This is a genomic window from Mycobacterium sp. RTGN5 (assembly GCF_033804465.1).
Classification (GTDB): Bacteria; Actinomycetota; Actinomycetes; order Mycobacteriales; family Mycobacteriaceae; genus Mycobacterium.
This window is the reverse complement of sequence record NZ_JAPZLA010000006.1, coordinates 79,043-104,549: the sequence shown is the minus strand read 5'-3', so window position 1 is coordinate 104,549 and position 25,507 is coordinate 79,043. Positions and strand designations below refer to the sequence as shown.

The window sequence follows — 25,507 nt, the reverse complement described above, 5'->3', positions numbered from 1 at the left end:
AGAAGTGCGAGTAGGTCTCTGCAAAACGTCGATCTCGGCGTGGGGCAGGCTGAGGACCCTCGCGCCGAAATCGACGTAACTGCGGGGTTTTCTCGATGTTTCGCGGCGAAACGTCGGTTTCGGCGCGGGGGAGGCTAGGGCCCGACGCGCTCGACGCCCACGTAGGCCGAACTCAACGCGGGCGTCTGCGACAGCGGATCGACCGGAGACCCGTCGACCAGAAGATTCCGGTTGACGCCGAACGACATTGGCGCTGCACCGCCACGCGGGTCGAATACCCGCGACCCCCACCCGTGGTCGACGATGACGATGCCGCGGCGGGGCCGGTCGCTGACCTCGGCAGCGAGTTCGATCTCGCCGATGGGTGAGAAGACCCGGACGCGATCGCCGTCGGCGATGCCCAGCGCGGCGGCGTCGGCGGTGTTGATCACCGCGTGGTTGTCCTTGCCTGACGGGTGCAGGCCTTCAATATCGTTGAGCCAGGAGTTCATCGAATGCCTGCGCCTGCGGTTCGCCAGCTGGAAGGGCAGCCCCGCAGGCGATTGCGGGCGTGGTTCGGCGAGCAACTCGTGGGCACGTGCCACGAACTCCGCGGGCGCGACGTGAATCTTCTTGTCATCGGTGCGCAAAGCCGGTCGCAGTTGCCCGAATTCGCGCTTTCCGAACACCCAGCCGTGCGGATGATCCATGACGGCTCGCCAGCTGATGCCGCGGCTGGCCGCCACCAGCATGCGGTCGATCCAGTGCGGCCCGAACGCCATCCGCGGCCTGCGCGCGAGCTTGGCGGCTGCACGCGTCGCCTTGACAAACCCGTTGACGCCCCGCATGCCCAGGAACGGCCGCTTCATCGCCAGCGTGAGGTCCAGGAAGAACCGCCACTCCTCGCGGGCCTCGCCCGGAGGATCGACCGCCCGTCGCCCGTACTGGATGTACGGCTCGTCGTGCAGGCCGCTGGTGAGCGCCAGCAAGTCGTCGCGTTCCAGCCAGTGCGCGGCGGGCAACAGCCAGTGCGCGTGACGGTGGCTTTCGCGCTGCAGGAAGTCGATGGCCACCAACAGGTCGAGCTGCTCGAGCGCGGCGTCCAGGCGCGCACCGTCCGGGCCGGAGATCACGGGGTTGCCCGCGTTGATCACCATGGCCCGAATCTGCCCTCGCCCGGAAGTGGTGATCTCGTCGGGCAATTCGTCCAATCCGTGGTGGCCGGCGACCATCGGCCGTCCCTGCAGCCGGCTGCGGTGATCGGTGGGCTTCACCAACGCAGCCAATTTGAGTGCGTCGACGTAGCCGCGCTCGAAGCGACGGCCACCGGGCCGGTCCATCCGGCCGGTGATGACGTTCAGCACATGGCCCAGCCACTCGCCGATCGTTCCGGCCAGGTGCAGTGACACGCCGGTTCGGGTGATCGCCATCGCCCCCGGCGCGGCCGCGAAATCCCTTGCTAGCGACTCGATATCAGCGCGGGGGAGATCGCAGCGAGCGGCCAAGTCGTCGAGGTCGGCGGCCGCGATCAGGCTGCGCAACTCCGATACGCCCAGCGCCAGGTCTGCGCAGTCTTCGCGATGCTCGAGGCCTTCGTCGAGGATCACCTTGACCATGCCGAGCAGCAGTGCCCAGTCCTGCCCGGGGCGAATCGGCAGATGCGTGTCGGCCTTCTCGGCGGTCTCGGTCCGGATCGGGTCCACGACGACGATCTTGGCACCCTGACGTTGCCGTGCCAGCGCCCGTTTCCAACCGCCCGGTACTGACTCCACCCAATTCCATGCGCTGACAGCGGGATTGGCGCCAACCAGCAGGAAGAAGTCACAGTTGTCGACATCCGAGACCGGGACGAACAGCTGGGAGCCGTACATGGCTTGGGCCACCACATGCAACGCGTTCTGGTCCACCGACCCGACGTAGTAACGGTTCTGGCTGCCAATGGCATCCAGCCAGCCCGTCATGAACAGCAGATTCGACGACGAGAACCCGGCCGGGTTGCCGGTGTAGCTGGCGACGGCGTCCGGTCCACCGGCGGAGATGATCGTCGACATCCGGGTGGCGATGTCGGCGATCGCCTCGTCCCATGTCGCCTCGACGTACGCGTCGCCCACCCGCCGCAGCGGACGGGTGATGCGGCGCGGGTGGTCGACGAGCTGGCCGGCGGTGCGGCCTTTGGCGCAGAAATCCGCCCAACTGTGCGGATTCTCTTTATCCGCAGAGATTTTCACCACCCGCCCCGCTTCGACGGTCACCTCGACGCCGCACGACGCGAGGCAGTACCGGCAGAACGTGTGCACGGTCTGCTGCGGGCGCACGGTTACTTCAAGCAGCTTCCACCGTCGACGGGCAGCGCGACGCCGGTGATGTAGCGAGCCTCGTCGGAAGCCAGGAACAGCACAGCGTTCGCGATGTCCTCCACCTCAACCCAGCCGATCGGCAGCGTGTGCATGAACTCGCCGACGACCTTCATGTCGTCGGGGCCCGGGTTCTCCAGATCCGGGCGGAACAGCTTCATGGTGCCCTCGTTCATGAACAGCGGAGTGTTCACGTTCGTCGGGCACACCGAGTTCACCCGGACATTCTGCGCGCCCAACTCGACAGCGAACGTCTTCATCAGTCCGAGGACGCCGTGCTTAGCTGCGATGTAGTGCCCGGTGTGCGGGTAGGCCTTGAGGCCGCCGACCGAGCTGGTCAGGATGATCGATCCGCCGCGCTCACCCGCGAGAATATGGGGAACACCGGCCTTGACGGTCTTCCATACGCCGGACAGGTTGATGTCGATCATCGCGGTCCAGTCGGTCTCGCTGGTCTTGTCCAGCGTCTGGCCGCCGTTGCCGATACCGGCGTTCGCGACGATGATGTCGAGCCGGCCGAACTCCTCGACACCGGCGTCGACGGCGGCCTTCAGCGCGTCGTAGTCGCGCACGTCGACCTCGGCGGTGAAAATGCGGCGGCCGGCGTTCTTCACCAGATCAGCGGTCTCGGCCAGATCCTCCGGTGTGGACGCGGCGATCAAGTCGACGGTGTCGATCTTCTTACAGATATCGACCGCGATGATGTCGGCGCCCTCCTGCGCCAGCCGGACCGCGTGAGCCCGACCCTGTCCGCGTGCCGCACCGGTGATGAATGCGACCTTGCCTTCTACCCGTCCTGCCATGGTTCTTCAGTCCTCTTGTCGTTGTAGTTGGTGGATGTCAGGGAATGATCGTCGGCATGGCATCCCAGCCGCGGACCGCAGTGGTCTGGGACTTCACCGCATTCGGCCAGTCGACGTCCCAGGTGGGGAAGCGCTTGAGGATTTCTTCGAGCGCGATGCGCCCCTCCATCCGGGCCAGCGCGTTGCCCATGCAGAAATGAGTGCCCGCCCCAAAGGTCATGTGCGACTTCAGCTCACGATGAATGTCGAACACGTCGCCGTCGGGGGCGAACCGGCGGTGGTCACGGTTGGCCGAACCGACGAGCATCAGCATCGCCGAACCCTCCGGCACGGTCTGTCCGTAGTACTCGGTCTCCCTGGCGACGTAGCGGGCGATCTGTAGCGCCGGCGGTTCCCAGCGCAGGATCTCTTCGACCGCCTGCGGGATCAGGGCCGGATTTTCGGCCAGCTCGCGACGCTGATCCGGATACTCGGCCAATGTCTTTCCGGCCCAGCCGATCAGCCGGGTGGTGGTTTCCGACCCGGCGGTCGCGATCACCGTCAAATAGAGCAACAGTTCTTCGCGGGCCAGTCGCCGCACCGTGCCGGTCTCGTCGGCGAACTCGACGTTGAGCAGGTCGGTCATGATGTCGTCGGACGGGTGGTCGCGGCGGTAGTCGATGAACTCGGCGAACACCTCGCCGGTGGCCAGTAGGTCGACCTCCTTTTTCTGGAGGGTGGCCTCACCGTGATCGGTGATCGCGCGCTGCCGGTCCTCCGGAATGCCCAGCAGCATGCCGATCACCCGCATCGGCATCTGCTCGCCGAGGTCGTTGACGAAGTCGAACTTCCCGGTACCGATCAACGGATCCAGGCACCGAGTGGTGAATTCGCGGATCTGCGGCTCCAGCGCAGCAATTTTGCGCGGGGTGAACACTCGCGACAACAGGTTGCGGTGGATGTTGTGGATCGGCGGGTCCTCGAAAATCAACGTCCCGGTGGGAATCTCCATGCCGGACTTGATGATTTCCAGCAATGCACCACGGCCGGAGATGAACGTTTCGTGGTCGATGACAGCCTTGTTGACATCGTCGAACCGGCTCAACGCGAAGAAGTCGAGCTCGGGGTTGTAGTACAACGGCGATTCCTCGCGCAGGCGCGCGAACATCGGAAACGGGTTGATGTTTTGGTCGACGTTGTAGGGATCGTAGTGAAGATCCCTGTCGGCACTGACTGTCACCGGAATGTTCCTCCCATGGGCCATTGGGTGTGAGCAACTGTCGCAGCTTCGTTCAAAACGTGTCAATGCAATGTCCGGAATGCGTGAGGTTTGCTGGCCAAGTGAGAGAACATCGTTCTCCGATCGCTCGTTTAGCCGCACTAAAGGGTTTGTCGTACCAGCCCAGGCGGCATCGATAGGTCCATTTAAATCAACCGCTTGACTTCGGTCGGATGCAGCGAGTTGACTGCGTACGCCGCCGGATCGGCGTGCGGACGAGAGGGATTGGGCCGTCATGGGCAACGAATTGGCAGGCAAGGTCGCGGTCGTCACCGGCGGTGCATCGGGCCTCGGAGCCGGCATCGTCGAGCGGTTTCTCGCCGAGGGCGCGACCGTCGTCTTCGGCGACATTGACGTCGAACAGGGTCGGGCGCTGGCCGACGGCCATCCGCAGGCATCGTTCCTGCCTACCGACGTCGCGGTCACCGAGCAGATCACTGCCCTGATCGACACCGCGGTGGAGAAGTTCGGTCGACTCGACGTGATGGTCAACAATGCGGGGGTCTCGGGAAAGATGCACCGAAGTTTCCTGGCCGACGATCTGGCCGACTTCGAGAACATCATGGCCGTCAACGTGAAGGCCGTCATGGCCGGTACGCGCGACGCCGCCCGGCACATGAAGACCTCCGGCGGAGGCTCGATCATCAACCTGACGTCGATCGGCGGAATCCAGGCCGGCGGCGGCGTGATGACCTATCGGGCGTCCAAGGCTGCGGTCATCCACTTCACCAAGTGTGCTGCGATCGAACTGGCGAACTACGAGGTCCGGGTGAACTGCCTTGCGCCCGGCCATATCCGGACCGCCATCGTGTCGAAGGCCGCACATGGCATGGACGCCGAGCAGGTCGCCAAGTTCGAGGAGGGCATCCGGGCGACCATGCGGGCCGACCGGCCGCTGGAGCGGGAGGGGACTGCGGCCGACGTCGCCGAGGCGATCCTCTTCTTTGCCGGCGACCGCTCGCCCTACGTCACCGGCACGGTTCTGCCGGTCGACGGCGGGACCGCGGCGGGCAAGCCGGTGCCGAAGAAAAAGAAGGCGCAGGATTCTTAAATCAATCGCTTGACTTAACCACCGCCGCAGAGTTGACTGACCAGCGATGACCACCGCGACCCGAGGCACCCGCACGGATCGGGCCAGCCTGACCCGTGAGGCGATCCTGACCGCCGCCGAGCGGCTGTTCGCCGAGCACGGTGTTTTTGCGGTATCAAATCGGCAGGTCAGCGAGGCGGCCGGGCAGGGCAACAATGCCGCCGTCGGCTACCACTTCGGCACCAAGACCGATCTGGTCCGCGCGATCGAGCACAAGCACGCGATCCCGGTGGAGAAGCTGCGAGAGGAGCGGGTCAAAGCCCTGACACCCGCGGCCGAGCTGCGCGACTGGGTCGAGTGCCTGGTTCTGCCGCTGACCGATCACCTGACCGCGATGGGCAACCCCACCTGGTACGCCCGGTTCGCCGCGCAGGTGATGGCCGACCCCGCCTACCAGAAGACCGTGACCCGCGATGCGCTGACCTTGCCCACGCTGGTGACCGTGGTGGAGAGCATCAACCGCTGTCTGCCCGACCTGCCTGGCCCGGTCCGCGTCGAACGCAACATCATGGCGCGCAACCTGCTGATGCACACCTGCGCCGAATATGAGCGGGCCCTCACCGAGGGCTCGTCCCTACGCCTAACCAGTTGGCGTACAGCCGCTTCCGGGCTTGTCGATGCGCTCGTCGGGTTGTGGCTTGCCCCCGTGACGCGACAGGACTGAACACGATGAAGGTCACCGTCGACCAGGACAAGTGCGTTTCCTCGGGCCAGTGCGTGCTCAACGCATCCGAGGTGTTCGACCAGCGTGACGAGGACGGCGTCGTCGTCCTCCTCGCCGCCAACCCCCCAGCCGATCAGGACGACAACGCGCGCCGGGCCGCCGCGGCCTGTCCTGCGCAGGCCATCTATGTCGAGGAGTGACGCATGTCGGACACATTGACTTCTGAGGCGACCGAGGCCGCCGCCGCCCCCGAGTATCCGATGGAGCGTGCGGCGGGATGCCCATTTGCGCCGCCGCCTCAGATGCTCGAGATGAACGACACCAAACCGTTGTCGCGAGTGCGGATTTGGGACGGCAGCACCCCGTGGCTGGTCACCGGCTACGAGGCGGCCCGCGCACTGTTCGCCGACCCGCGTATCAGCGTCGATGACCGGATCGAGGGGTTCCCGCACTGGAACGCCCACATGCTCGCCACCGTGAACAAGCGGCCTCGTTCGGTGTTCACCTCCGACGCCGAGGAGCACACCCGCTTCCGGCGCATGCTGTCCAAGCCGTTCACCTTCCGCAGGGTGGAGACGCTGCGCGCGGTGATTCAAGATGTCACCGACGAGTGCATCGACGAGATCCTGGCCGGACCCGGGCCCGTCGACATGATCAAGAAGGTCGCGTTGCCGGTACCGACGCGGGTGATCAGCGACATGCTCGGCGTGCCCTACGAGGATCACGAGTTCTTCCAGGAACACGCCAATGCCGGGATGGCCCGCAATGCGGCCGCCGACGCCATGCAAAAGGGCGCGATGAGCCTGCACCAGTACCTGATCAATCTGGTGGAGAAGAAACAGAAAGAGCCCGCCGAGGACGCCGTGTCCGACCTCGCCGAACGGGTCAACGCCGGCGAGATCAGCGTCAAGGAGGCCGCCCAGCTGGGCACCGGCCTGTTGATCGCCGGTCACGAAACCACCGCCAACATGATTGGTATCGGGCTGGTGGCACTGCTGGAGAATCCCGAACAGGCTGCGCTGCTGCGTGATTCCGATGACCCGAAGTTCATCGCGAACGCGGTCGAAGAGTTGATGCGTTTCCTGTCGATCATTCAGACCGGTCAGCGTCGAGTGGCCGTCGAGGACATCGAGATCGGCGGCGAAACCATCAAGGCCGGTGACGGCGTCATCCTCGATCTGGCCCCGGCCAACTGGGATCCCGCCACCTACGCCGATCCCGGCAAGCTCGACTTGACTCGTGATGCCAGCCAGCAGCTGGGTTTCGGCTACGGCCGGCACCAGTGCGTCGGACAGCAGCTGGCCCGTGCCGAGATGCAGATCGTGTTCCCCACAGTCCTGCGCCGGATGCCCGGCATGAAGTTGGCGATTCCGTTCGACGAGGTGCCGTTCCAGCACGACCGCCTCGCATACGGCGTCTACGAGCTTCCTGTCACCTGGTGAAAGTCTTCAGCCCAAATCGATTGGAGTGTCAACGATGTCCACATTGACTGCCACGCTCTACCCGCCGGAAGGTTTCGGTGCGCCTAAGAATCGTCAGGGCCACGCCAAGGGTGACTTCGGGCTGCCCGTTGGCACCGAGGTCTTTTCGGCCGATAACCACATCTCGGTGGCCCAGGACATCTTCTACGAGAAGTTCCCCGAGGACCTCAAGGGTCAGGCGCCGCGCATCTGGTACGAGGACGGCGCGTACATGGTCGGCATGAAGGGCAAGGCGTGGACGGGCGGTGACTTCGGCCGGGTTCTCATGCAGTACGACGATCTGGCAGGCGCGTCGACCAACGACATGCAGGCCCGCATCCGCGAGCTGGCCGAGGACGGTATCGACAAGGAGCTTGCGTTCCCCAACGCCGTGCTCGCACTGTTCCACTACCCGGACAAGTCGTTGCGGGAGCGGGTGTTCCGCATCTACAACGAGGTGATGGCCGAACTGCAGGAGCGGTCAGGAGGCCACTTCTACGGGGTCGGCCTGATCAACTGGTGGGACCCCAAGGGCACCCGCCAGAACCTCGAAGAGCTGAAGGCGCTCGGGCTCAAGACCTTCCTGCTGCCGCTCAACCCGGGCAAGGACGACGACGGCAACATCTACGACTACGGTGCTGCGTCGATGGATGCGGTCTGGGATGAGATCGAAGACTCCGGCGTGCCCGTCGCCCACCACATCGGTGAGACGCCGCCGAAGACGCCGTGCGAGAACAACAGCGTCGTGGTCGGGATGATGGTCAACGTCGACTCGTTCCGCGAACAGTTCGCCAAGTACGTCTTCTCCGGAATCCTCGACCGGCACCCGAAACTGCGTGTCGGCTGGTTCGAGGGCGGAATCGCCTGGGTGCCAACGGCCTTGCAAGATGCCCAGCACTTGCTGGCCTCCTACCGGCACATGTTCAACCATGAGCTGTCCCACGATCCCCAGTACTACTGGGACAACCACATGTGCGCCTCGTTCATGGTCGACCCGCTGGGCCTGGAGCTCATCGACAAGATCGGCGTGAACAACGTCATGTGGTCGTCTGACTACCCGCACAACGAGTCGACCTTTGGCTACTCAGAGAAGTCACTGGCAACTGTGGTCGCGGCGGTTGGCCCGGAGAATGCGGCGAAGATCTGCAGCTCCAACATCAAGAACTTCCTGGGAGTCCAGTGACCACCTCTCTCACCGGTCCGCTGCGGACCGTTGCCGACATCCCGGCGCAGCCCGACCGGTCCCGCATGCGCGCCGAAACCGGGGCGCGCCTGCGCGCGGCCATGGCCGCCCGCGGTGTCGATGCACTGATTCTGTTGGGCAACAACGCCGTCACCTATGCGACCGGCGCCAGCTGGCCGCTCGGTGATGCCGGGCTCTCGCATGTCGAGCGCCCGGTCGCGCTGGTCCTTGCCGACGATCCGGCGCCGCATCTTTTCCTGCCGTTCCGGGAAGGTGCCGCCGACGAAACCGACCTGCCTCCCGATCATCTGCACGGACCGGTATATGTCGAATTCGACGAGGGCGTCGAGCATTTCGCCAAAGCGCTGGGTGAGCTCATCCCACGCGGCAGCACGATCGCCGTCGACGAGCTCACCGGTGCGATGCGCCGCGCGCAGAGCCGGCTGTTCCCCGACGGCGCACCCGGTGATGCCGCCGTGGTCGTGGGTGCCGCCAAGACGGTCAAGACCGCCGACGAGATCGCCTGCATCCACAAGGCTGTCCAGATCACCGACACGGCGATGGTCGACGTTCAGCGAGCGCTGGCACCGGGTATCCGCCAGATCGACCTTTCGGCCGAATACATGCGGCGGGCATTCGAATTGGGTGCGGTGGCGAGCATGCTCGAGCCCATCTGGCAGGTGATGCCCAACACCAAGGCCGACGGCGTGTGGACCACACACGGGGATCTGGCGCTGCCGCTCCTGTCGACCGAACGCGAATTGCGTGCAGGCGACGTGCTGTGGACCGACGTGTCCATCACCTACGGCGGGTACTGCTCGGATTTCGGCCGCACCTGGATAGTCGGCGCCGATCCGGATGCTCGCCAACAGGCCAACTTCCGTCGCTGGCGCGACATCATGGCCGCCGTTCAGGAGGTCACCCGCGCCGGGGCCACCGCGGCCGATCTGGGCCGTGCCGCGATCGCGGCCAATGACGGTAAGAAGCCATGGCTGCCGCACTTCTACCTGGGCCACGGCATCGGCGTTAACGCCGCCGAGATGCCCATGATCGGAACCGATCTCGGCGCCGAGTTCGACGAGAACTACGTGCTGCAGGCCGGCATGGTGCTCGTGCTTGAACCCGTGATCTGGGAGGACGGCACCGGCGGTTACCGCAGCGAGGAGATCGTGGTCATCACCGAGGAAGGCTGGATCAAATTGACCGACTACCCGTACACGCCCTATGGCGACTGAGGTACTGGGCGATGACCGCGCTCTCCGCACCGGGCGGCGGGAGCGCGCACTGGCCCAGATGGAAGCTCACGACCTGGATGTCCTGGTCCTCGGCCGGCAATCCAACATCCGCTATGTCAGTGGCGCCCAACAACTCTGGGTGGCCGGTACCCGGCCGTTCGCCCCGTCGTGCGTGCTGCTGCGCAACGGTGCCGTACACCTGCTGAGCACCTGGGACGAGGGTGTACCCGAGGACATCCCGCACGAGAACCTCTATGGCATCGCGTGGAACCCGGTGAACACCATCGAGAACCTCAAGAAGATCCCCGGTGCGGCCAGCGCACGACGGGTCGGCTCCGATGCCCTCTCGCCAGGCTTCGCCCAGCTTCTGCCGATGGCGTTCCCCAATGCTGAACTGGTCGACGGTGAAGCCGCGATGGGGGCGGCCCGCAGGATCAAGACTCCCGAGGAGATCGACGCGCTGCGCGAGTCGGTCCGGGTCGCCGAGGTCGGCCTGGCCGCCGCGACGGCTAAGCTGCAGTCCGGCGCTTCGCTGCGGGATCTGACCGCAGTGCTGCTGGAGGCGATGACGGCCGGCGGGGTCAGCTCACCGGCTCATCAGGACGCCGTGTGGGTGACCGCCAAGGACCACCCATGGCGGCGCGTCCGCGGCGACGAACGAGTCCACGACGGCGACCTGGTGGCGTTCTCCTCCGCGGTGTTGGATCGGGGCTACATCGGCGAGGTCGGCCGCACCCTTCCGGTCGGCGCGGTCGGGGCGGGCACGTCCGCCCTGTACAAACGCTCGGATCGGCTGCACGCCGCACTCATCGACGCCTGCCGGCCCGGCGCGGCCAATGCCGGCCTGCTGGCCGCGTATGAGGCTGCCGGTGAACCGCTTCCGGTGGTTCCGGTGGCGCACGGTCTCGGTGTCGGATTCGACTCACCGGTGGTGTCACCGCAACTCGCGGCGACCGCGGCCCGCGAGAAACTGGAACCCGGCATGGTCCTGGCGGTCACCGGGTACGTCTTCGAATCCGGTGTCGGGGCGGTGTTCCGGCGAGATTCCGTGGTCATCACCGCGGACGGTTGCGAGGTGTTGACGTCTAGCCCAGCCGATGGCTAAGGCGACGCGCCCGTCGGCCGAGGAGATCATCCTCTACGAGAAGAACCCGAAGACCAAGATCGCCACGATCACGTTCAACCGGCCCGAGTACCTCAACGCTCCGACCGCCGCAGCGCGGCTGCGCTATTCGGATCTGCTCTATCAGGCCGGGGTCGACGATGAGGTCAAGGTTCTGGTGATCCGCGGCGTCGGTGAGGATTTCGGCAGCGGCGCCGACCTGCCCGAGTTCATGGAGCTGCAAAACGCCGATGACGACGGGCCGCGGCTCTCGGAGTTCCGGATCGCGCCCGGTGAGGTGAAATACCCGCCCAAAGGCACGTTTCGCCGCGGCGCCTCGGTCGGTGCCTGGTACGCCAGCCCACAATCCGGTATCCGCACCCTGCAGGACTTCAAGAAGATCTCAATCCTGGAGGTCAAGGGGTACTGCTACGGCTGGCACTTCTACCAGGCGGCCGACGCCGACCTGGTGATCTCCTCCGATGACGCACTTTTCGGCCATCCATCGTTCCGGTACTACGGCTGGGGTCCCCGGATGTGGTGGTGGACCCAGATGATGGGCGTGCGCAAATTCCAGGAGATGGTCTACACCGGACGGCCGTTCACCGCCGATGAGATGTATGAGTGCAACTTCCTCAACAGCGTGGTGCCGCGCGAGAGGCTCGAAGACGAGGTCGAGCGCTACGCGCTGGCATGCGCGCGAAACCGGCCCACCGACACGGTCTTTCAGCAGAAGATGTTCTTCGAGGTGTTCAAGCAGTTCCAGGGTGAGTACATGGGCAGCCTGCTCGGCAGCTGCTTCGAGTCGATGGGAGGCGCCGCCGCCCGCGATGAGGACGAGTTCGACATGCACGAGGCTCTCGGCGGCGGACTTGCCGGTGCGGTGAAGGACAACGACAGCAAGTTCCCGCCGGAGTGGCGATTGTCGAAGTCCGGTCGCAAGAAAGCCAAGATTGACATCAAGGCCGAGACCACGACCAAGGCCAAAACCAAGACCCCCAAGACCAAGGCCAAAACCAAGACCCCCAAGACCAAGAAGAAGACGTAGCGATGGCCGACTCGCCACTGACCGGTTTCGTCGTCGTCGACTTGTCGACGGGTATCCCCGGCGGTTATTGCACCAAGCTATTGTCCGACGGCGGCGCCGAGGTGATCAAAGTCGAGGCCCCCGAAGGGGATCCGCTGCGGCGGTGGTCAGCCTCGGGTGCGCCGATCGGCCAGGGGCACGACGGCGCGCTGTTCAGCTTCCTGGCCGGCGGCAAGCACAGCGTGGTGGCCGACCCGGCGGTGCCCGGCGACCTGGCGTTGGTGAACGACCTGCTGGCCTCGGCCGACGCGGTGGTGTGGTCACCGGGTTCACCGCTGACCGACGACCCGACGCTGGCACCGGCCGCCGTGTACGCCGCGCACCCGCACTTGATCGTCGCCGCGATCACACCCTTCGGCTTGCACGGGCCCTGGAGTGAGCGTCCGGCAACGGAATTCACCCTGCAGGCCTGGTCGGGCGGGATCGTTGGGCTTGGCCGCGGCGCACCGGATCGGGCCCCGGTGTACGTCGGCGGACAGGTCGGCGACTACCTGTCGGGCTCCTACGCCAGCGTGGCGATCCTGGCGTCGCGCATGCGAGTGCTCGGCGGCGGTGGCGGTGAGCTCATCGACTTGTCGATGCTGGAAAGCCACGTCATGGGTCTGACCTACTACCCGGTGACCTATTTCGAGATGTTGGGCCGGCCGTGGCGCGACGCCCGCAAACTGACCGTGCCGGGCATCGCCCGGGTCAAGGACGGACTGGTCGACGTCGGTTGCGGCACCGCCCAGCAGTGGTTCGACCTGTGCTCGATGACCGGACACGAGGACTGGATCGACGAGGACGCGCCGCTGACGATCACCGAGCAGGCCAACGAGAAATCGGCGGAGCTGTACGCGTGGATGGCCGAACGCACCGGTGATGAGGTGCGCGACCTCGCGACGGCGTTCCGCATCCCCAACGCCCCGGTGGCCACTCCGGACACTGTTGAGTCGCTGGAACACTTCGCGGCCCGTGGGTCGTTCGTCACCCACCCGGCCGGCTTCCGCCAGCCTGCCCACCCCTTTCGGATCACCGGCGTCGAGTTGCGCCCGCCGTCGCTGGCGCCCCAACTCGGTGAACACACCGATCGGTACCGGGCAGCGCCGCGCAGTCCACGACAAGCCGGGAGCGCTGCGGATCGGCTGCCGCTGAGCGGAATTCGCGTCATCGACCTCACCACGTTCTGGGCCGGACCGTCGTGCACGCATCTGATGGCCCTGCTGGGTGCCGAGGTGATCCACGTCGAGTCGGCCCGTCGCCCCGACGGCACCAGGATGATCGCCGGCGTGCCGGTGACCGAAGACCAGTGGTGGGAGAAGCAACCGATCTTCGCGGCGCTGAACACCACCAAGAAGGACATCACGCTCGACCTTGGCACCACGCGGGGTCGGGAACTGCTGCACCAGTTGATCGCCACCGCCGATGTCGTCGCCGAGAACTACACCCCGCGGGTGCTCGATCACCTCGGCATGGACTACGCGGCCGTGCAGAAGATCCGGCCCGATGTGGTCATGGTGCGCATGCCGGGGTTCGGGCTCGACGGTCCGTGGCGGGACAACCCGGCCTTCGCGTACGTCATCGAGGCGGCCGCCGGCATCAGCTGGCTCACCGGCTATCCGGACCGAAATCCCTACGAGCCGTACTCCCTTGGTGATCCCAACGCCGGGCTTCATGCGCTCAATGCCGTGCTGCTGGCCCTCGAGCACCGCCGTCGCACCGGCGAGGGGGCGCTCATCGAGGCGGCGATGGTGGACGCCGCACTCAACATCGCGGCCGAACAGGTCATCGAATACAGCGCGTACGGAGCGGTTTTGGCGCGGGCAGGCAACCGGGGACCGATCGCGTCGCCGCAGAATCTCTACCAATCCGGTGAGGTCGACGAGTTCGGCCGCGACGACTCCTGGGCGGCGATCGCGGTGGCCACCGACGAGCACTGGCAGTCGCTGCGCAACGCACTCGGCGATCCGGACTGGGCCGCCGATCCCGCGCTGGCCACCGCGCGTGGTCGGCGCGCCCGCGAGAACGTCATCGACGAACACCTCGGTGCCTGGTGCCGGGCACGCAGTGGTGACGAGATCGTCGCGACGCTGTGGCCGGCGGGCGTCCCGGTGGCCAAGGTGATGCAACCCCACCGGCAGCCCGAACTCGAACAGCTCACCTCACGCGGGTTCTTCGAAGTCCTGGACCACCCGGTCAACGCGGCGGCCCGGTTCACCACGATGCCGTTCCAGCTGTCCCGCGGGCCGCGGCCGGTGCACGGCTCGCCGGCGCCGTTGTTGGGCCAGCACAACCACGAGATCCTTACCGAACTCGGACTGTCGGCCGACGACATCACGGCGCTGGAGACCGAGGGGGTCATCGGCGCTGGGTATTGCGGTTAGTCCATAATGAGAATATCGTTCTCACGACTAATAGGAGGCTTTTAATGGGGCAACTGTCGGAGCGGGTTGACGTCCCGTTTCCCATCTTTGACGCGGACAACCATCTCTACGAGCCGCCGGAAGCGCTGACCAAGTTCCTCCCCAAGGAGTACAAGAACCACGTCCAGTACGTGCAGGTCAACGGGCGCACCAAGATTGCGCTGCGCGGTCAGATCAGTAACTACATTCCCAACCCGACCTTCGAGGTCGTCGCGAAGCCGGGCGCCTGGGAGGAATACTTCAAGTACGGCAACCCGGACGGCAAGACCAAGCGCGAGCTGTTTGGTGAGCCGATGCGTGCGATCCCGGCGTTCTTCGAGCCCGGCCCCCGCCTCGAGGTGATGAACGAGCTGGGCCTGGACCGCACCCTGATGTTCCCGACGTTGGCCAGCCTCCTCGAGGAGCGCCTGGCAGACGACCCCGTTGCCATCCACGTTCTGGTCCACGCGCTCAATGAGTGGCTCGACGAGGTCTGGGGCTTCAACTACCAGAACCGCATCTTCACCACCCCGGTGATCACCCTTCCGATCGTGGAGAAGGCGATCGAGGAGTTGGAGTGGGTGGTCAAGCGCGGCGCTCGCTGCATCCTGGTCCGCCCGGCCCCGGTGCCCGGCTTCCGCGGCCCGCGGTCGTTCGCACTGCCCGAGTTCGACCCGTTCTGGGAGCGCGTCGTCGAGTACGACCTGTTGGTCGGCATGCACTCCAGCGATAGTGGCTACTCGCGCTACACCTCCGAGTGGGACGGCGCCAGCGCAGAGATGCTGCCGTTCCAGACCAATGCGATGGGCATCCTCAACGAATGGCGCCCGATCCAGGACTCGGTGGGGTCGTGGGTGATTCACGGTGCGCTGTACCGCCATCCGAAGCTGAAGGTCGCGATCGTCGAGGCCGGTTCGAAGTGGATGACTCCGCTGCTCGATGGCTTGGCCGAGGTCTTCCGGAAGGCTCCGGAAGCCTTCCCGAGCGACCCGGTCGAGATGGTCAAGAACCGCATCCACGTCAGCCCGTTCTTCGAGGACGGCATCGACGATTTGGTCAACCTTGTCGGTGTGGACCGGGTGCTGTACGGCTCGGATTGGCCGCATCCGGAAGGCTTGGCTGAGCCGACCTTCTACATCAAGGCGCTGGAGCACCTTTCCAGTACTGACCAGGCAAAGATCATGGGCGGCAACCTGTCTCGCCTCATCACGGTGTGATCCAACCAAGCAATTGGACGACCATCCCCGAGATGGTCCTGAGCGCGGCGGACCGGTTCGGCGACTCTGAAGCAGTCGTCGACGGTCCGCTGCGTCTCACTTTCAGCGAGGTCGCCGCGCGGGTGCGCTGTGCCGCAGGCGCTTTCGCGGAACTCGGCGTGGATAAAGGTGACCGGGTTGCGATCTGGGCGCCCAACTCCGCGCACTGGATGATCGCGGCCTTCGGTGTGCTTACCGCCGGCGGCATCGTGGTCCCGGTCAGCACGCGGTACAAGCAGGCCGAGGCCGCCGACATCATCACCCGCAGCGGCGCCAAGGCCGTGCTGATCGAAAAGGGTTTCCTGGGGCAGGATTTCGTCACTCCGCCTGGCGTGCCCACGATCGATCTGAAGTCCGGGTTCCTGGAGGCGGGGAGCCCGTTCGAACGCGCTGTCAGCGGAACCGATATCGCCGACATCATCTATACGTCGGGCACCACCGGCCGCCCCAAGGGCGTGATGATGAACCATCTGCAGAACCTGCGGATGTATGCCGAGTGGTGTGACCTCGCCGACCTGCGCCGCGGTGACCGCTACCTGATCGTGAACCCGTTCTTCCATACCTTCGGCTACAAGGCCGGCTGCCTGGCGACGTTCATCCGCGGCGCCACGATGCTGCCGGTACCGGTGTTCGACGTCGATCGCGTCGTCGACCTGATCGCCGCCGAGCGGATCACCATGCTGCCGGGCCCGCCGACGCTGTATCACTCGCTGCTGGCGGTGCCGGACAAGAGCAAGCTGGCGACGCTGCGTGCCGGGGTGACCGGTGCTGCCGACATCCCGGTCGAACTCATCCGGCGGGTGCACGAAGAGCTGCCGTTCCAGACATTGGCCACCGGCTACGGCCTGACCGAGGCCGGCACGGCGACACTGTCGCGGCCAGGAGACTCGTTCGACGACGTCGCCACCACGGCCGGGCTGCCGTGCGACGGGGTCGAGGTGCGCATCGCCGACGACGCCGAAGTATTGGTGCGCGGTTACAGCGTGATGCAGGGCTACTTCGACGATCCGGCCGGCACTGCTGAGGCGATTGATGCCGATGGCTGGCTGCACACCGGTGATCTGGGCAGCTTCACCGAGTCCGGGCGGCTGAAGATCGTCGGACGCAAGAAGGACATGTTCATCGTCGGCGGGTTCAATGCCTACCCCGCCGAGATCGAGGGCTTCCTGATGGAGCATCCCGCGGTCGCGCAGGCGGCGGTCATCGGGGTGCCCGATGACCGGCTCGGTCAGGTGGGTAAGGCATTCGTGGTGCTCAAGGAGTCCAAGGCGGACCTCTCGGCCGAGCACCTGATCAGCTGGAGCAAGGACCGGATGGCCGGCTTCAAGGTGCCCCGGGTGGTGGTGTTCGTCAACGAGCTGCCGCTCAATGCGACGGGCAAGGTGATGAAGGATCAGCTGCGTTGAATTGCCGGAAATGGCATTTCCGCACCATGATGGCGGAATTCGAACAGGTATAGCACCGGTGCGACCGAACGACTTACCGCCTGGTGATAATCTCATTCTCACTGGATATCGCGCGTCGGCCGTGCATGTGACGGACCGCTCAGCCCCCGCCCGTACGCTGGCGGGATGTTTGGACCAGAGAGGAGTTCGACATGCGACGGTTAGACGTTGTAGTGCGCCGCGTGCCGAACGCGAACGACATGTGTGAGTGCCATGGTGGCTGACGTCAATGAGGAGGTGCTGGCCGAGCTCGCCGAGGCTGAGGCCGCCCAGGCCGAAGCCGAAGCTGAAGCCGCCCGTGCCAAGGCCACCGCGGCACGGCTGCGTGGCTCGGCATCGGTCGACGAGGCTGTCGAGCTCACCGATGACACCGATGACGCCGATGACACCGATGACACCGACGACGTCGAGGACGTCGAGTTGGAGCGCCGCGGGTGGTGGTCGCGAATCGGTCGGGTGACGGTCGCGGTGGCCGTCGTCGTGATCGTGGCCATCGGCTCGCTGGTGTTGACGGGCTTGATGGTCCTTCAACACCAGAAAGTCGCCGCGCAACGTGCGCACCAGGACCAGCTCATCGACGGCGCGCGTGCCGGCGTGACGGCGCTGCTGTCGATCGACTACAACCGGGCCAAGGACGACGTCCAGCACGTGATCGACTTGTCAACGGGCAGCTTCAAGGATGATTTCACCAGGGGTGCCGACGATTTCGTGAAGACCGCTCAGCAGTCCAAGGCGGTGACCGTCGGGACGATCAAGTCCGCCGCGCTGGAGAAAGACGGCGGCGACACCGGGGTAGTGCTACTGGCGGCGTCCTCGACAGTGACCAATTCTAATGGGGCCCAAAAGGATCCGCGCGCCTGGCGGATGAGCGTCACTGTGGTGCGCGACGGGGACAAATACAAGATGTCGAATGTGGAGTTCGTGCCATGAGCAGTGACAAGACCAACTCGCCCGTCGAGAACGACGGCCAAGACGCCGACGCAACCGAGGCCGAAATCACCGAGAGCAACGCGGCGGAAATCGGCGCCACGGAGGCCGATGAGGCCGATAAGGCCGGCCTCGATGAGGCCAGCGCCGACGAAGCCGCCGACACCGTCGACACCGACGAGGCCCTCGACACCGACGAGCCGGAAATATCGGGCGAACCGGTCAAGAAGCGCTCACTAGTGAGCTTGGTCGCGGCAATAGTGCTCGCGGTGCTGCTGGTGGGATCCGCGGTTGGCGCCGCCTCTGTCTACTGGTGGATCTATCGCCCAGATCAAAAAGCGTTCGGCCTCAACCTCTTTACCACTGAATCCGTCGACAAGCAGATCCAGCAGCGGCAGCAGCAGGTCGCCGGTGCGGCCCGCGATGGCACGGTTGCGCTGTTGTCCTACGCACCGGAGACCCTCGACAAGGACTTGGCCAATGCCAAGTCTCACCTCACGGGTGAATTCCTCAAGTACTACAGCCAATTCACCGACCAGATCGTGGCCCCGGCGGCCAAGCAGAAGGGTGTCAAGACTGAGGCAACCGTCGCGCGCGCGGCGGTCTCGGAATTGCATGCCGACAGTGCGGTGGTGCTGGTGTTCGTCAATCAGGTGACGACGAGCAAGGACCGGCCCGATCCGGCACTGGCGACCAGCAGCGTGGTGGTGAAGCTGACCAACGCCGACGGTCATTGGCTGATCTCGGAATTCAACCCGGTTTAGGCGCGCGGCGGCAGGAGAGGTCAATCAATGAGCGTGGCACTGTTGTTGGAGATGGCGGCCTCCGACTCCGACCGGGTCGGAGTGGTGACCGAGGACCAGCGGCTGACAGTGGGCGAGCTCAACACCCTGGCCGATGGCGGGTCAGGGGTCATCGCCGCCTCCGGTGCCGGCAGTGTCGTGTACGTGGGTCTGGGCGGTGCCATGCTGCCGTTGCTGATCTTCGCCTCCGCCCGCGCCGCTCGGGCCTTCACGCCGCTCAATTACCGGCTCTCCGGTGAGGCGCTGGCTGAGCTGATCGAGCGGCTGCCCGACCCGCTCATCGTCTTCGATGCCGAATACGCTGATGTGGTAGCGGGTTTGGGCGCGACGCGCCTGGAATCGCAGGAATTCCTGGCCGCTGCCGCAACGGCCGAGCCGGCCGCCGAATTCCCCGACCCCGACGATGTGGCGGTCGTGCTGTTCACCTCGGGCACCACATCGCGGCCCAAAGCTGTTGAGCTGACCCACAACAACCTCACCAGCTATATCACCAGCACCGTCGAGTTCGCCTCCGCTGAGCCGGGGGACGCCGCGCTGATCTGCGTGCCGCCCTACCACATCGCCGGTGTCAGTGCGGCACTGTCGAACCTGTATGCCGGGCGAAAGATGGTGTACCTGCGCAAGTTCGATGCGCAGACGTGGATCCGACTGGCCGCCGCCGAGGCGGTCACCAGCGCGACCGTGGTGCCCACCATGCTCGATCGCATCGTCACCGAACTCGAGACCAACCCCACCCCGCTGCCCGCGTTGCGGACACTGGCCTACGGCGGCTCGAAAGTCGCCCTGCCCCTGGTGCGCAAGGCGCTCGGATTGTTGCCCGAGGTGGGTTTCGTCAACGCCTACGGCCTGACCGAAACCAGTTCCACCATCGCGGTTCTCACCCCGGACGACCACCGGCTGGCGCACGGGGCGGCCGACGAGTCCGCCCGCAGACGACTCGGCTCGGTCGGCCAGCCCGTGCCCGGCATCGAGATTCAGATCCGCGCCGACGACGGCACGGTCCTGGGGCCCGAGGAGGTCGGCGAGCTGTTCGTCCGCGGCGATCAGGTGTCGGGCCGCTATACCGACATCGGCTCGGTGCTCGACGCCGAAGGCTGGTTCCCGACCAAGGACGTTGCCTACCTGGATGCCGACGGATACCTGTTCATCGGTGGACGTTCCGACGACACGATCATCCGCGGCGGGGAGAACATCGCCCCGGCCGAGGTCGAGGACGTGCTCGTCGAACACCCCCACGTGCGCGACGTCGCCGTCGTCGGCGTCGAGGACGACCAATGGGGCCAGATCATGGTCGCCGTCGTCGTGCCCGTCGCACACATCACCCCCGACCCGGAGGAACTGCGCGCCCACGTGCGCACCCAGTTGCGCGGCTCGCGCACGCCCGACCGGGTGGTGTTCCGCCACGAACTGCCCACCACGCCGACCGGCAAGGTGCTGCGCCGCCAACTGGCCGACGAGCTCAAGTCGCCGACGCCAACCCAGTGATCCCAGGAGGACAACCATGATCAAGACCGGCACACGCCTGCAGAGCCAGGTCTGTGACACCCAGGTGATCGTCGTGCGCTCGTCGGACAGCCTCGACGACCTGCGCGCCGGTGGTGTCGCGATGATCCCGCTGGACGCCGAGAAAGCCGAAGGGGCCCAACTGGATCCCGGTTTCTCCGGCGGCACCGTGATGGGCAAGCGCTACGTCGACGCAAGCGGCGCCGAACTCCTGGTCACCAAGGCCGGCGCGGGCAGCCTGAGCGTGGGCGCCACGGCGCTCGAGCAGAAGACGGCTAAACCACTGCCGGCCAGCGACTAGACGGCATCGGCGTGGACGGCACGGCGGAGGGCCAGACCCACACGCTCGTCCTCGCCATGGATTACCGCATTCCCGACCCGAGCCGGGTGTGGCCCGTGCTGCAGCGCAGCAAGCCCGCGCTCATCGACCTCGGCGCTCACTACGTCCTCGTCTACACCTCCACGCGGGATCCGGGCCGCGTCATGGTGACGATCTCGCTGCGCAGCAAGGAGCCCATCCTCGAGGTGCTGCGCTCGCGGGTCTTCCTGAACTGGTTCGATGCGGTCGGTCTCGAGGACATCCCTGCCATCTTCGCGGGAGAGACGATCGACAAGGTCACCCTGGCCGAGCTGCCCGAAGGGACCCCGCCGGGGGTGATCGTCGGTGCGATCGCGGCGATCGAGGATGTCCCGTCCTTGATCGAGGGCGTCCGCGCCGGGCTGCCCCGATTCGCCGCAGCAGGTGTCCGAGCAGTCCGGATCTTCCAGGCGTTCGACGACGAGCACGAGCTGATGATCCTGCAGGAACTCGACGACGAGGCCGACGCGATGGCCTGGGTGGATCACCCCGATGTCGCAGCGGGATGGATGGGCCGCCGCACCGGAGTCGGCGCCTACCCACCGGTCTTCGTCGGGCGGCTGCAGCACATCATGCACGTGGACGAGAACGCCTGAGTCCCTGCGATGTTCGTCTGTCTGTGCAACGGCGTGACGAGCCAAGTGGTGGCCGACGCCGTCGAGGCCGGAGCGACCACCACCAAGCAGGTTGCCAGCGTCTGCGGCGCCGGCGCGGAATGCGGCCGCTGCCGGCGCACGGTGCGGGCCATCATCGATGCGGCCAGGAAGTGAGAAATGGACATACAGCGGATCGGCGACGAACTCGACATCGCCTCGGTGCTCAACCGCTACGCCCGCGCTGTCGACACCAAGGACTGGGACCTGTTGCGGTCATTGTTCACTGACGACGCCGAGCTCGATTACAGCTCCGTCGGCGGTCCGAGCGGTGGCCGTGAGGAGATCTGTGGCTGGCTGGAGCGCTCGCTGACGCTGATGCCGATGACTCAGCACTTCGTCAGCAACATCGAGGCCGATATCGACGGTGACACCGCGACCGTGCGGGCCATGTTCTACAACCCGATGCGGCTGCCGGGCGCGACTGAGACAAGCGCATGCGGTGGCTACTACCACCACGTTATGGTCCGCACCGAAAACGGATGGCGCAGCAAGCGGCTGCGCGAGGAGAACCTCTGGTTCGACAACCCGCCGAGTGCGCAGCGACGGGCGGAGTTGCAAGAGAAGGCGGAGTAACCATGAGCGGCGTCATCGTGACCGGAGCAGCATCGGGAATCGGCCGGGCCTCGGCCGAAGCGTTGGTCGCCGACGGACGCCGCGTCGTTCTCTGGGACATCGCGCCTGCGGTAGCCGACGTCGCCGAGGGTCTCGGCATGCCCCACGCGGTGGTCGACGTGTGCGACGGCGCCGCCATGAGCGCGGCCGTCGACGCCGCCGCCGCGGAGCTGGACGGGATCGATGGCCTGGTGCATGCCGCCGGACGGGTCCTCCCAGAGCCGGTGGGGGCCTACACCGCGGAGTCCTGGGACGCCGTCCTCGACGTCAACCTGAAGGCCCAGGCGATCCTGGCGCAGCTGATCCTGCCGCACCTGCAGGAGGCCGCGCGCGCCGGAGCCGGACCGGCCATCGTCGGCATCTCGAGCATCGAGGGACTGACCGCCAACCCCTTCATCCCCGCCTACTGCGCCTCGAAGGCCGGCCTGCTGGGACTGACCCGCTCGATGGCGGCGCAACTGGGTCCGGAGGGTATCCGGGTCAACGCCGTGTGCCCCGGGTTCATCCGCACCCCGATGCTGCAGATCGCGCTGGACATCGATGAGGTGCGCCAGGGTTTCGAGGCCGCCGCGCCGATGGGTCGGCTGGGCAATCCCGAGGAGGTCGCCGCGGCCGTGGCGTTCCTGATGTCCCCGAAGGCGTCGTTCATCACCGGTTCGCACCTGGTCGTCGACGGGGGAGTGACCAGCAGGCACCCCTGAGCGGCCCGCGCTACGGCCGCACAAGTCCCGAGACCTTGGGACTTACGTCTCTGTCAGATTGTCGCGGTGCAGGCGACAGTGGTGCCATGAGTTCGCAGTTCCCCGACGCTGACACGGTTCGGACCGTCCTGACCCTGGCCGCACGGGCCCCCTCGGTGCACAACTCGCAGCCCTGGCGGTGGCGGGTCGGGCCGGACGGCCTGCATCTCTACGCCGACCCCAGCCGCCAGCTGCCCAAGACCGACCCTGACCGCCGCGACCTGTTGGCGAGTTGCGGTGCGGCCCTGCATCACTGCGCGGTCGCGCTTGCCGCGCTGGGCTGGCAGGCCCAGATCCGCCGCTTCCCCAACCCCGCTGACCGCGATCACCTGGCGTCGATCGAGGTACACCGGCAGCGAGCCGGGGACCTCGACATCACGCTGGCCGCCGCGATCACCCGGCGTCGCACGGATCGGCGCAACTACAGCGCGTGGCCGGTGCCCGGTGGCGACATCGCACTGATGGGTGCGCGCGCGGCCCGCGCCGGCGTGATGCTGCGTCAGATCGATCTGTTGCCGCACCTGACCGCGATCTTCGCTCAGTCGGTTGATGACAACGCAGGCCTGATCGCGCTGGGCACCGAGACCGACGACGACATGGCCCGGCTACGTGCCGGGGAGGCAACGAGTTTGGTGCTGCTGTCGGCCACGGCGATGGGGTTGGCGACGTGCCCGGTGACCGAGCCGCTCGAGATCGCCGAAACCCGCGAGGCGGTACGCGCCGACGTCTTTGGCACCAGCGGCTATCCCCAGATGATGCTGAGGGTGGGCTGGGCCGCGGTGGGCGCCGACCCGCTACCCGCGACCCCCCGCCGCCCGCTGTCCGAGATGGTCGGGTAGCTCACCGCGGATCAGGGCAGCGGTGCCGTCCACCGCAGGACGGTGCCGCCGTCTGGTGCGTCGCTCACGGTGAAGTCGCCGCCGACCTCGTATGCGCGGCGGCGCAGGTTGATCAACCCGCTGGCATTGACATTGGCGGGCATGCCGCAGCCGTCGTCGACCACCTCGATCGCCAGCTCGTCCTCGACCCGCACGGTCACGGTCAGCGTTTCCGCATTCGCGTGGCGCACGGCATTGCTGACGCCCTCGCGGACCACTGCCTCAGCGTGATCGGACAGCGGAGCCTCGATCACCGACAGCGGCCCGACGTACTGGACGGTGATGCGCACCTCCGAACCGGTGAACGCGCCGACCGCATCATCAAGGCGCTGGCGCAGTCGGGCGGTACCCCCCGACCCACCATGCAGGTCGAAGATCGCGGTCCGGATCTCCTGAATGACCCCCTGCAACTCATCGACCGTGGCGACCAGGCGCTCCTGCACTTCGGGCACCTTGGCGCGGGGGATCGTGCCCTGCAGCGTCAGCCCGATCGCGAACAACCGCTGGATCACGTGGTCGTGCAGGTCGCGGGCGATGCGATCACGATCGGAGAGCACGTCGAGCTCCCGCAGATGCCGCTGGGTCGTGGCCAGCTGCCAGGCCAGGGTGGCCTGATCGGCGAAACCCGCCATCATGTCAAGCTTTTCGTCGCTGTAGCCCTGCCTGCCGCGGCGGCGCAGAATCACCACCACACCGGCGACGGTCTCGGTGGTGCGCAGGGGCAGCACCATCGCCGGCCCCGCCCCCGGCATGGCCGCCAGTTCGGCACCGATGTTGTCGAACCGCCGCGGCGTCTGAGTGACGAAGGCTTCGCCGATGACGCTGTCCGCCACCGTGATCGGCTCCATCGACTGCGCGTGGCCGATCACCCCGGACGTCTCGACCACGAGCAGTTCGCTGACCTGATCGGTGGGAAGTTCGATATCGGTGGGCACCGCGACGAGCACCGCATCGGCGGCCGTGAGCTTCAGTGCCTCGTCGGCGATGAGCCGGAACACCTGGGCGGGATCTGCACCGCCCAACAGCTCGGTGCCGATGTCTCGGGTCGCCTCGATCCACGACTGCCGGGTGCGCGACTGCTCGTAGAGCCGGGCGTTGTCGATGGCAATGCCCGCCGCAGCGGCCAGCGCTTCGACCAGAACCTCGTCGTCCTCACTGAACGGCTGTCCGTCGGCCTTCTCGGTGAGGTAGAGGTTGCCGTACACCTCGTCGCGGATGCGCACCGGAACGCCCAGGAAGGTCCGCATCGGCGGGTGATTCGGCGGGAAGCCGACCGAGGCGGGGTGCTGCAGGATGTTGTCCAGCCGGATCGGCTTGGGTTCGTCGATCAGATGGCCCAGTACACCTCGGCCCGAGGGCAGCGGCCCGATCTGCTCGCGTGTTTCCGCATCGATGCCCTCGTAGATGAACTCGGCCAGCTCGTTGTCGTCGCCGCGCACGCCCAGCGCGCCGTAGCGGGCGTCCACCAGGTCGATAGCGGTATCAACGATGGTCTTCAGCGTGACGTCCAGCTCAAGACCTGAGGTGACCACCAACATCGCCTCGACGAGCCCGTCGAGGCGATCCCGGCCTTTGACGATCTGCTCGACCCGGTCCTGAACCTCCACCAGCAGCTCACGCAGGCGCAGCTGTGACAGCGTGTCGCGCAATGGCGACGCCGCTTTAGGATTCCCCCCCGACCGGACTTTGTCATCGGTCACAACACACCATGTTGCCACCAGATCGGCAGCGGC

24 protein-coding genes are annotated in these 25,507 nt (G+C 66.1%); 20 read left to right on the top strand and 4 right to left on the bottom strand.

Annotated features, from left to right (window positions below; translation table 11 throughout):
* Positions 1 to 134: 134 nt before the first annotated feature.
* The 3 genes from SLQ31_RS24500 to SLQ31_RS24490 are packed head-to-tail and all read right to left on the bottom strand — an operon-like array spanning position 135 to position 4,379.
* Positions 135 to 2,294 (bottom strand): molybdopterin-dependent oxidoreductase, encoded by a 2,160-nt coding sequence (locus tag SLQ31_RS24500; RefSeq protein ID WP_319436734.1) that lies wholly within the window; start codon positions 2,292 to 2,294, stop codon positions 135 to 137.
* Between the two features lie 2 nt (positions 2,295 to 2,296).
* A complete protein-coding gene (locus SLQ31_RS24495) occupies positions 2,297 to 3,136 on the bottom strand; it encodes a mycofactocin-coupled SDR family oxidoreductase (RefSeq protein ID WP_319436733.1) in 840 nt (279 codons plus the stop codon).
* A gap of 37 nt (positions 3,137 to 3,173) precedes the next feature.
* Positions 3,174 to 4,379, bottom strand: a complete 1,206-nt coding sequence (locus SLQ31_RS24490; RefSeq protein WP_319436732.1) for a cytochrome P450 — start codon at positions 4,377 to 4,379, stop codon at positions 3,174 to 3,176.
* 250 nt (positions 4,380 to 4,629) lie between these two features.
* Between SLQ31_RS24490 and SLQ31_RS24485 the strand changes: the two genes are divergently transcribed.
* The 20 genes from SLQ31_RS24485 (at position 4,630) to SLQ31_RS24390 (ending at position 23,735) form a co-directional block, all read left to right on the top strand.
* Positions 4,630 to 5,445, top strand: a complete 816-nt coding sequence (locus SLQ31_RS24485) for an SDR family oxidoreductase (protein ID WP_319436731.1) — start codon at positions 4,630 to 4,632, stop codon at positions 5,443 to 5,445.
* Positions 5,446 to 5,491: 46 nt separating this feature from the next.
* Entirely contained in the window at positions 5,492 to 6,148 is a 657-nt protein-coding gene (locus tag SLQ31_RS24480) for a helix-turn-helix domain-containing protein (protein WP_319436730.1), read from the top strand.
* A gap of 5 nt (positions 6,149 to 6,153) precedes the next feature.
* Positions 6,154 to 6,348, top strand: coding sequence for a ferredoxin (locus SLQ31_RS24475; RefSeq protein WP_319436729.1), 195 nt, complete (start codon positions 6,154 to 6,156; stop codon positions 6,346 to 6,348).
* Between the two features lie 3 nt (positions 6,349 to 6,351).
* Entirely contained in the window at positions 6,352 to 7,590 is a 1,239-nt protein-coding gene (locus tag SLQ31_RS24470; protein WP_319436728.1) for a cytochrome P450, read from the top strand.
* 34 nt (positions 7,591 to 7,624) lie between these two features.
* Entirely contained in the window at positions 7,625 to 8,791 is a 1,167-nt protein-coding gene (locus tag SLQ31_RS24465) for an amidohydrolase family protein (protein WP_319436727.1), read from the top strand.
* Between the two features lie 65 nt (positions 8,792 to 8,856).
* The gene (locus tag SLQ31_RS24460) at positions 8,857 to 10,026 is read left to right on the top strand and encodes a M24 family metallopeptidase (protein WP_413642994.1); all 1,170 of its coding nucleotides are present in this window, start codon (positions 8,857 to 8,859) and stop codon (positions 10,024 to 10,026) included.
* Positions 10,016 to 11,131: a M24 family metallopeptidase gene (locus SLQ31_RS24455; RefSeq protein WP_319436725.1), complete on the top strand. Its 1,116-nt coding sequence runs from the start codon at positions 10,016 to 10,018 to the stop codon at positions 11,129 to 11,131. The genes SLQ31_RS24460 and SLQ31_RS24455 overlap by 11 nt, the downstream gene beginning before the upstream one ends.
* Complete coding sequence (locus SLQ31_RS24450) at positions 11,124 to 12,176, top strand: enoyl-CoA hydratase/isomerase family protein (RefSeq protein WP_319436724.1); 1,053 nt, start codon at positions 11,124 to 11,126, stop codon at positions 12,174 to 12,176. The genes SLQ31_RS24455 and SLQ31_RS24450 overlap by 8 nt, the downstream gene beginning before the upstream one ends.
* 2 nt (positions 12,177 to 12,178) lie before the next feature.
* Positions 12,179 to 14,578, top strand: coding sequence for a CoA transferase (locus tag SLQ31_RS24445; protein ID WP_319436723.1), 2,400 nt, complete (start codon positions 12,179 to 12,181; stop codon positions 14,576 to 14,578).
* 44 nt (positions 14,579 to 14,622) lie between these two features.
* A complete protein-coding gene (locus SLQ31_RS24440) occupies positions 14,623 to 15,813 on the top strand; it encodes an amidohydrolase family protein (protein ID WP_319436722.1) in 1,191 nt (396 codons plus the stop codon).
* A complete protein-coding gene (locus tag SLQ31_RS24435) occupies positions 15,810 to 17,258 on the top strand; it encodes a FadD3 family acyl-CoA ligase (RefSeq protein ID WP_319436721.1) in 1,449 nt (482 codons plus the stop codon). The genes SLQ31_RS24440 and SLQ31_RS24435 overlap by 4 nt, the downstream gene beginning before the upstream one ends.
* 255 nt (positions 17,259 to 17,513) lie before the next feature.
* Positions 17,514 to 18,227, top strand: coding sequence for a hypothetical protein (locus SLQ31_RS24430; protein ID WP_319436720.1), 714 nt, complete (start codon positions 17,514 to 17,516; stop codon positions 18,225 to 18,227).
* Positions 18,224 to 18,988, top strand: coding sequence for a hypothetical protein (locus SLQ31_RS24425; RefSeq protein WP_319436719.1), 765 nt, complete (start codon positions 18,224 to 18,226; stop codon positions 18,986 to 18,988). The genes SLQ31_RS24430 and SLQ31_RS24425 overlap by 4 nt, the downstream gene beginning before the upstream one ends.
* 27 nt (positions 18,989 to 19,015) lie before the next feature.
* Positions 19,016 to 20,512 (top strand): fatty acid--CoA ligase family protein, encoded by a 1,497-nt coding sequence (locus tag SLQ31_RS24420; protein ID WP_319436718.1) that lies wholly within the window; start codon positions 19,016 to 19,018, stop codon positions 20,510 to 20,512.
* Between the two features lie 16 nt (positions 20,513 to 20,528).
* Complete coding sequence (locus tag SLQ31_RS24415) at positions 20,529 to 20,831, top strand: hypothetical protein (RefSeq protein ID WP_319436717.1); 303 nt, start codon at positions 20,529 to 20,531, stop codon at positions 20,829 to 20,831.
* Positions 20,832 to 20,887: 56 nt separating this feature from the next.
* Positions 20,888 to 21,484, top strand: a complete 597-nt coding sequence (locus SLQ31_RS24410; RefSeq protein ID WP_319436946.1) for a fatty-acid--CoA ligase — start codon at positions 20,888 to 20,890, stop codon at positions 21,482 to 21,484.
* A 9-nt stretch (positions 21,485 to 21,493) separates the two neighbouring features.
* Positions 21,494 to 21,658, top strand: coding sequence for a bacterioferritin-associated ferredoxin (locus SLQ31_RS24405; RefSeq protein ID WP_319436716.1), 165 nt, complete (start codon positions 21,494 to 21,496; stop codon positions 21,656 to 21,658).
* Positions 21,659 to 21,661: 3 nt separating this feature from the next.
* Positions 21,662 to 22,117: a nuclear transport factor 2 family protein gene (locus SLQ31_RS24400; protein WP_319436715.1), complete on the top strand. Its 456-nt coding sequence runs from the start codon at positions 21,662 to 21,664 to the stop codon at positions 22,115 to 22,117.
* Between the two features lie 2 nt (positions 22,118 to 22,119).
* Positions 22,120 to 22,857, top strand: a complete 738-nt coding sequence (locus SLQ31_RS24395; protein ID WP_319436714.1) for an SDR family oxidoreductase — start codon at positions 22,120 to 22,122, stop codon at positions 22,855 to 22,857.
* Between the two features lie 86 nt (positions 22,858 to 22,943).
* Positions 22,944 to 23,735 (top strand): nitroreductase family protein, encoded by a 792-nt coding sequence (locus SLQ31_RS24390; RefSeq protein ID WP_319436713.1) that lies wholly within the window; start codon positions 22,944 to 22,946, stop codon positions 23,733 to 23,735.
* A gap of 11 nt (positions 23,736 to 23,746) precedes the next feature.
* On the opposite strand, the gene SLQ31_RS24385 is transcribed toward SLQ31_RS24390, so the two are convergent.
* Positions 23,747 to 25,474, bottom strand: coding sequence for a GAF domain-containing protein (locus SLQ31_RS24385; RefSeq protein WP_319436712.1), 1,728 nt, complete (start codon positions 25,472 to 25,474; stop codon positions 23,747 to 23,749).
* Between the last annotated feature and the right edge of the window lie 33 nt (positions 25,475 to 25,507).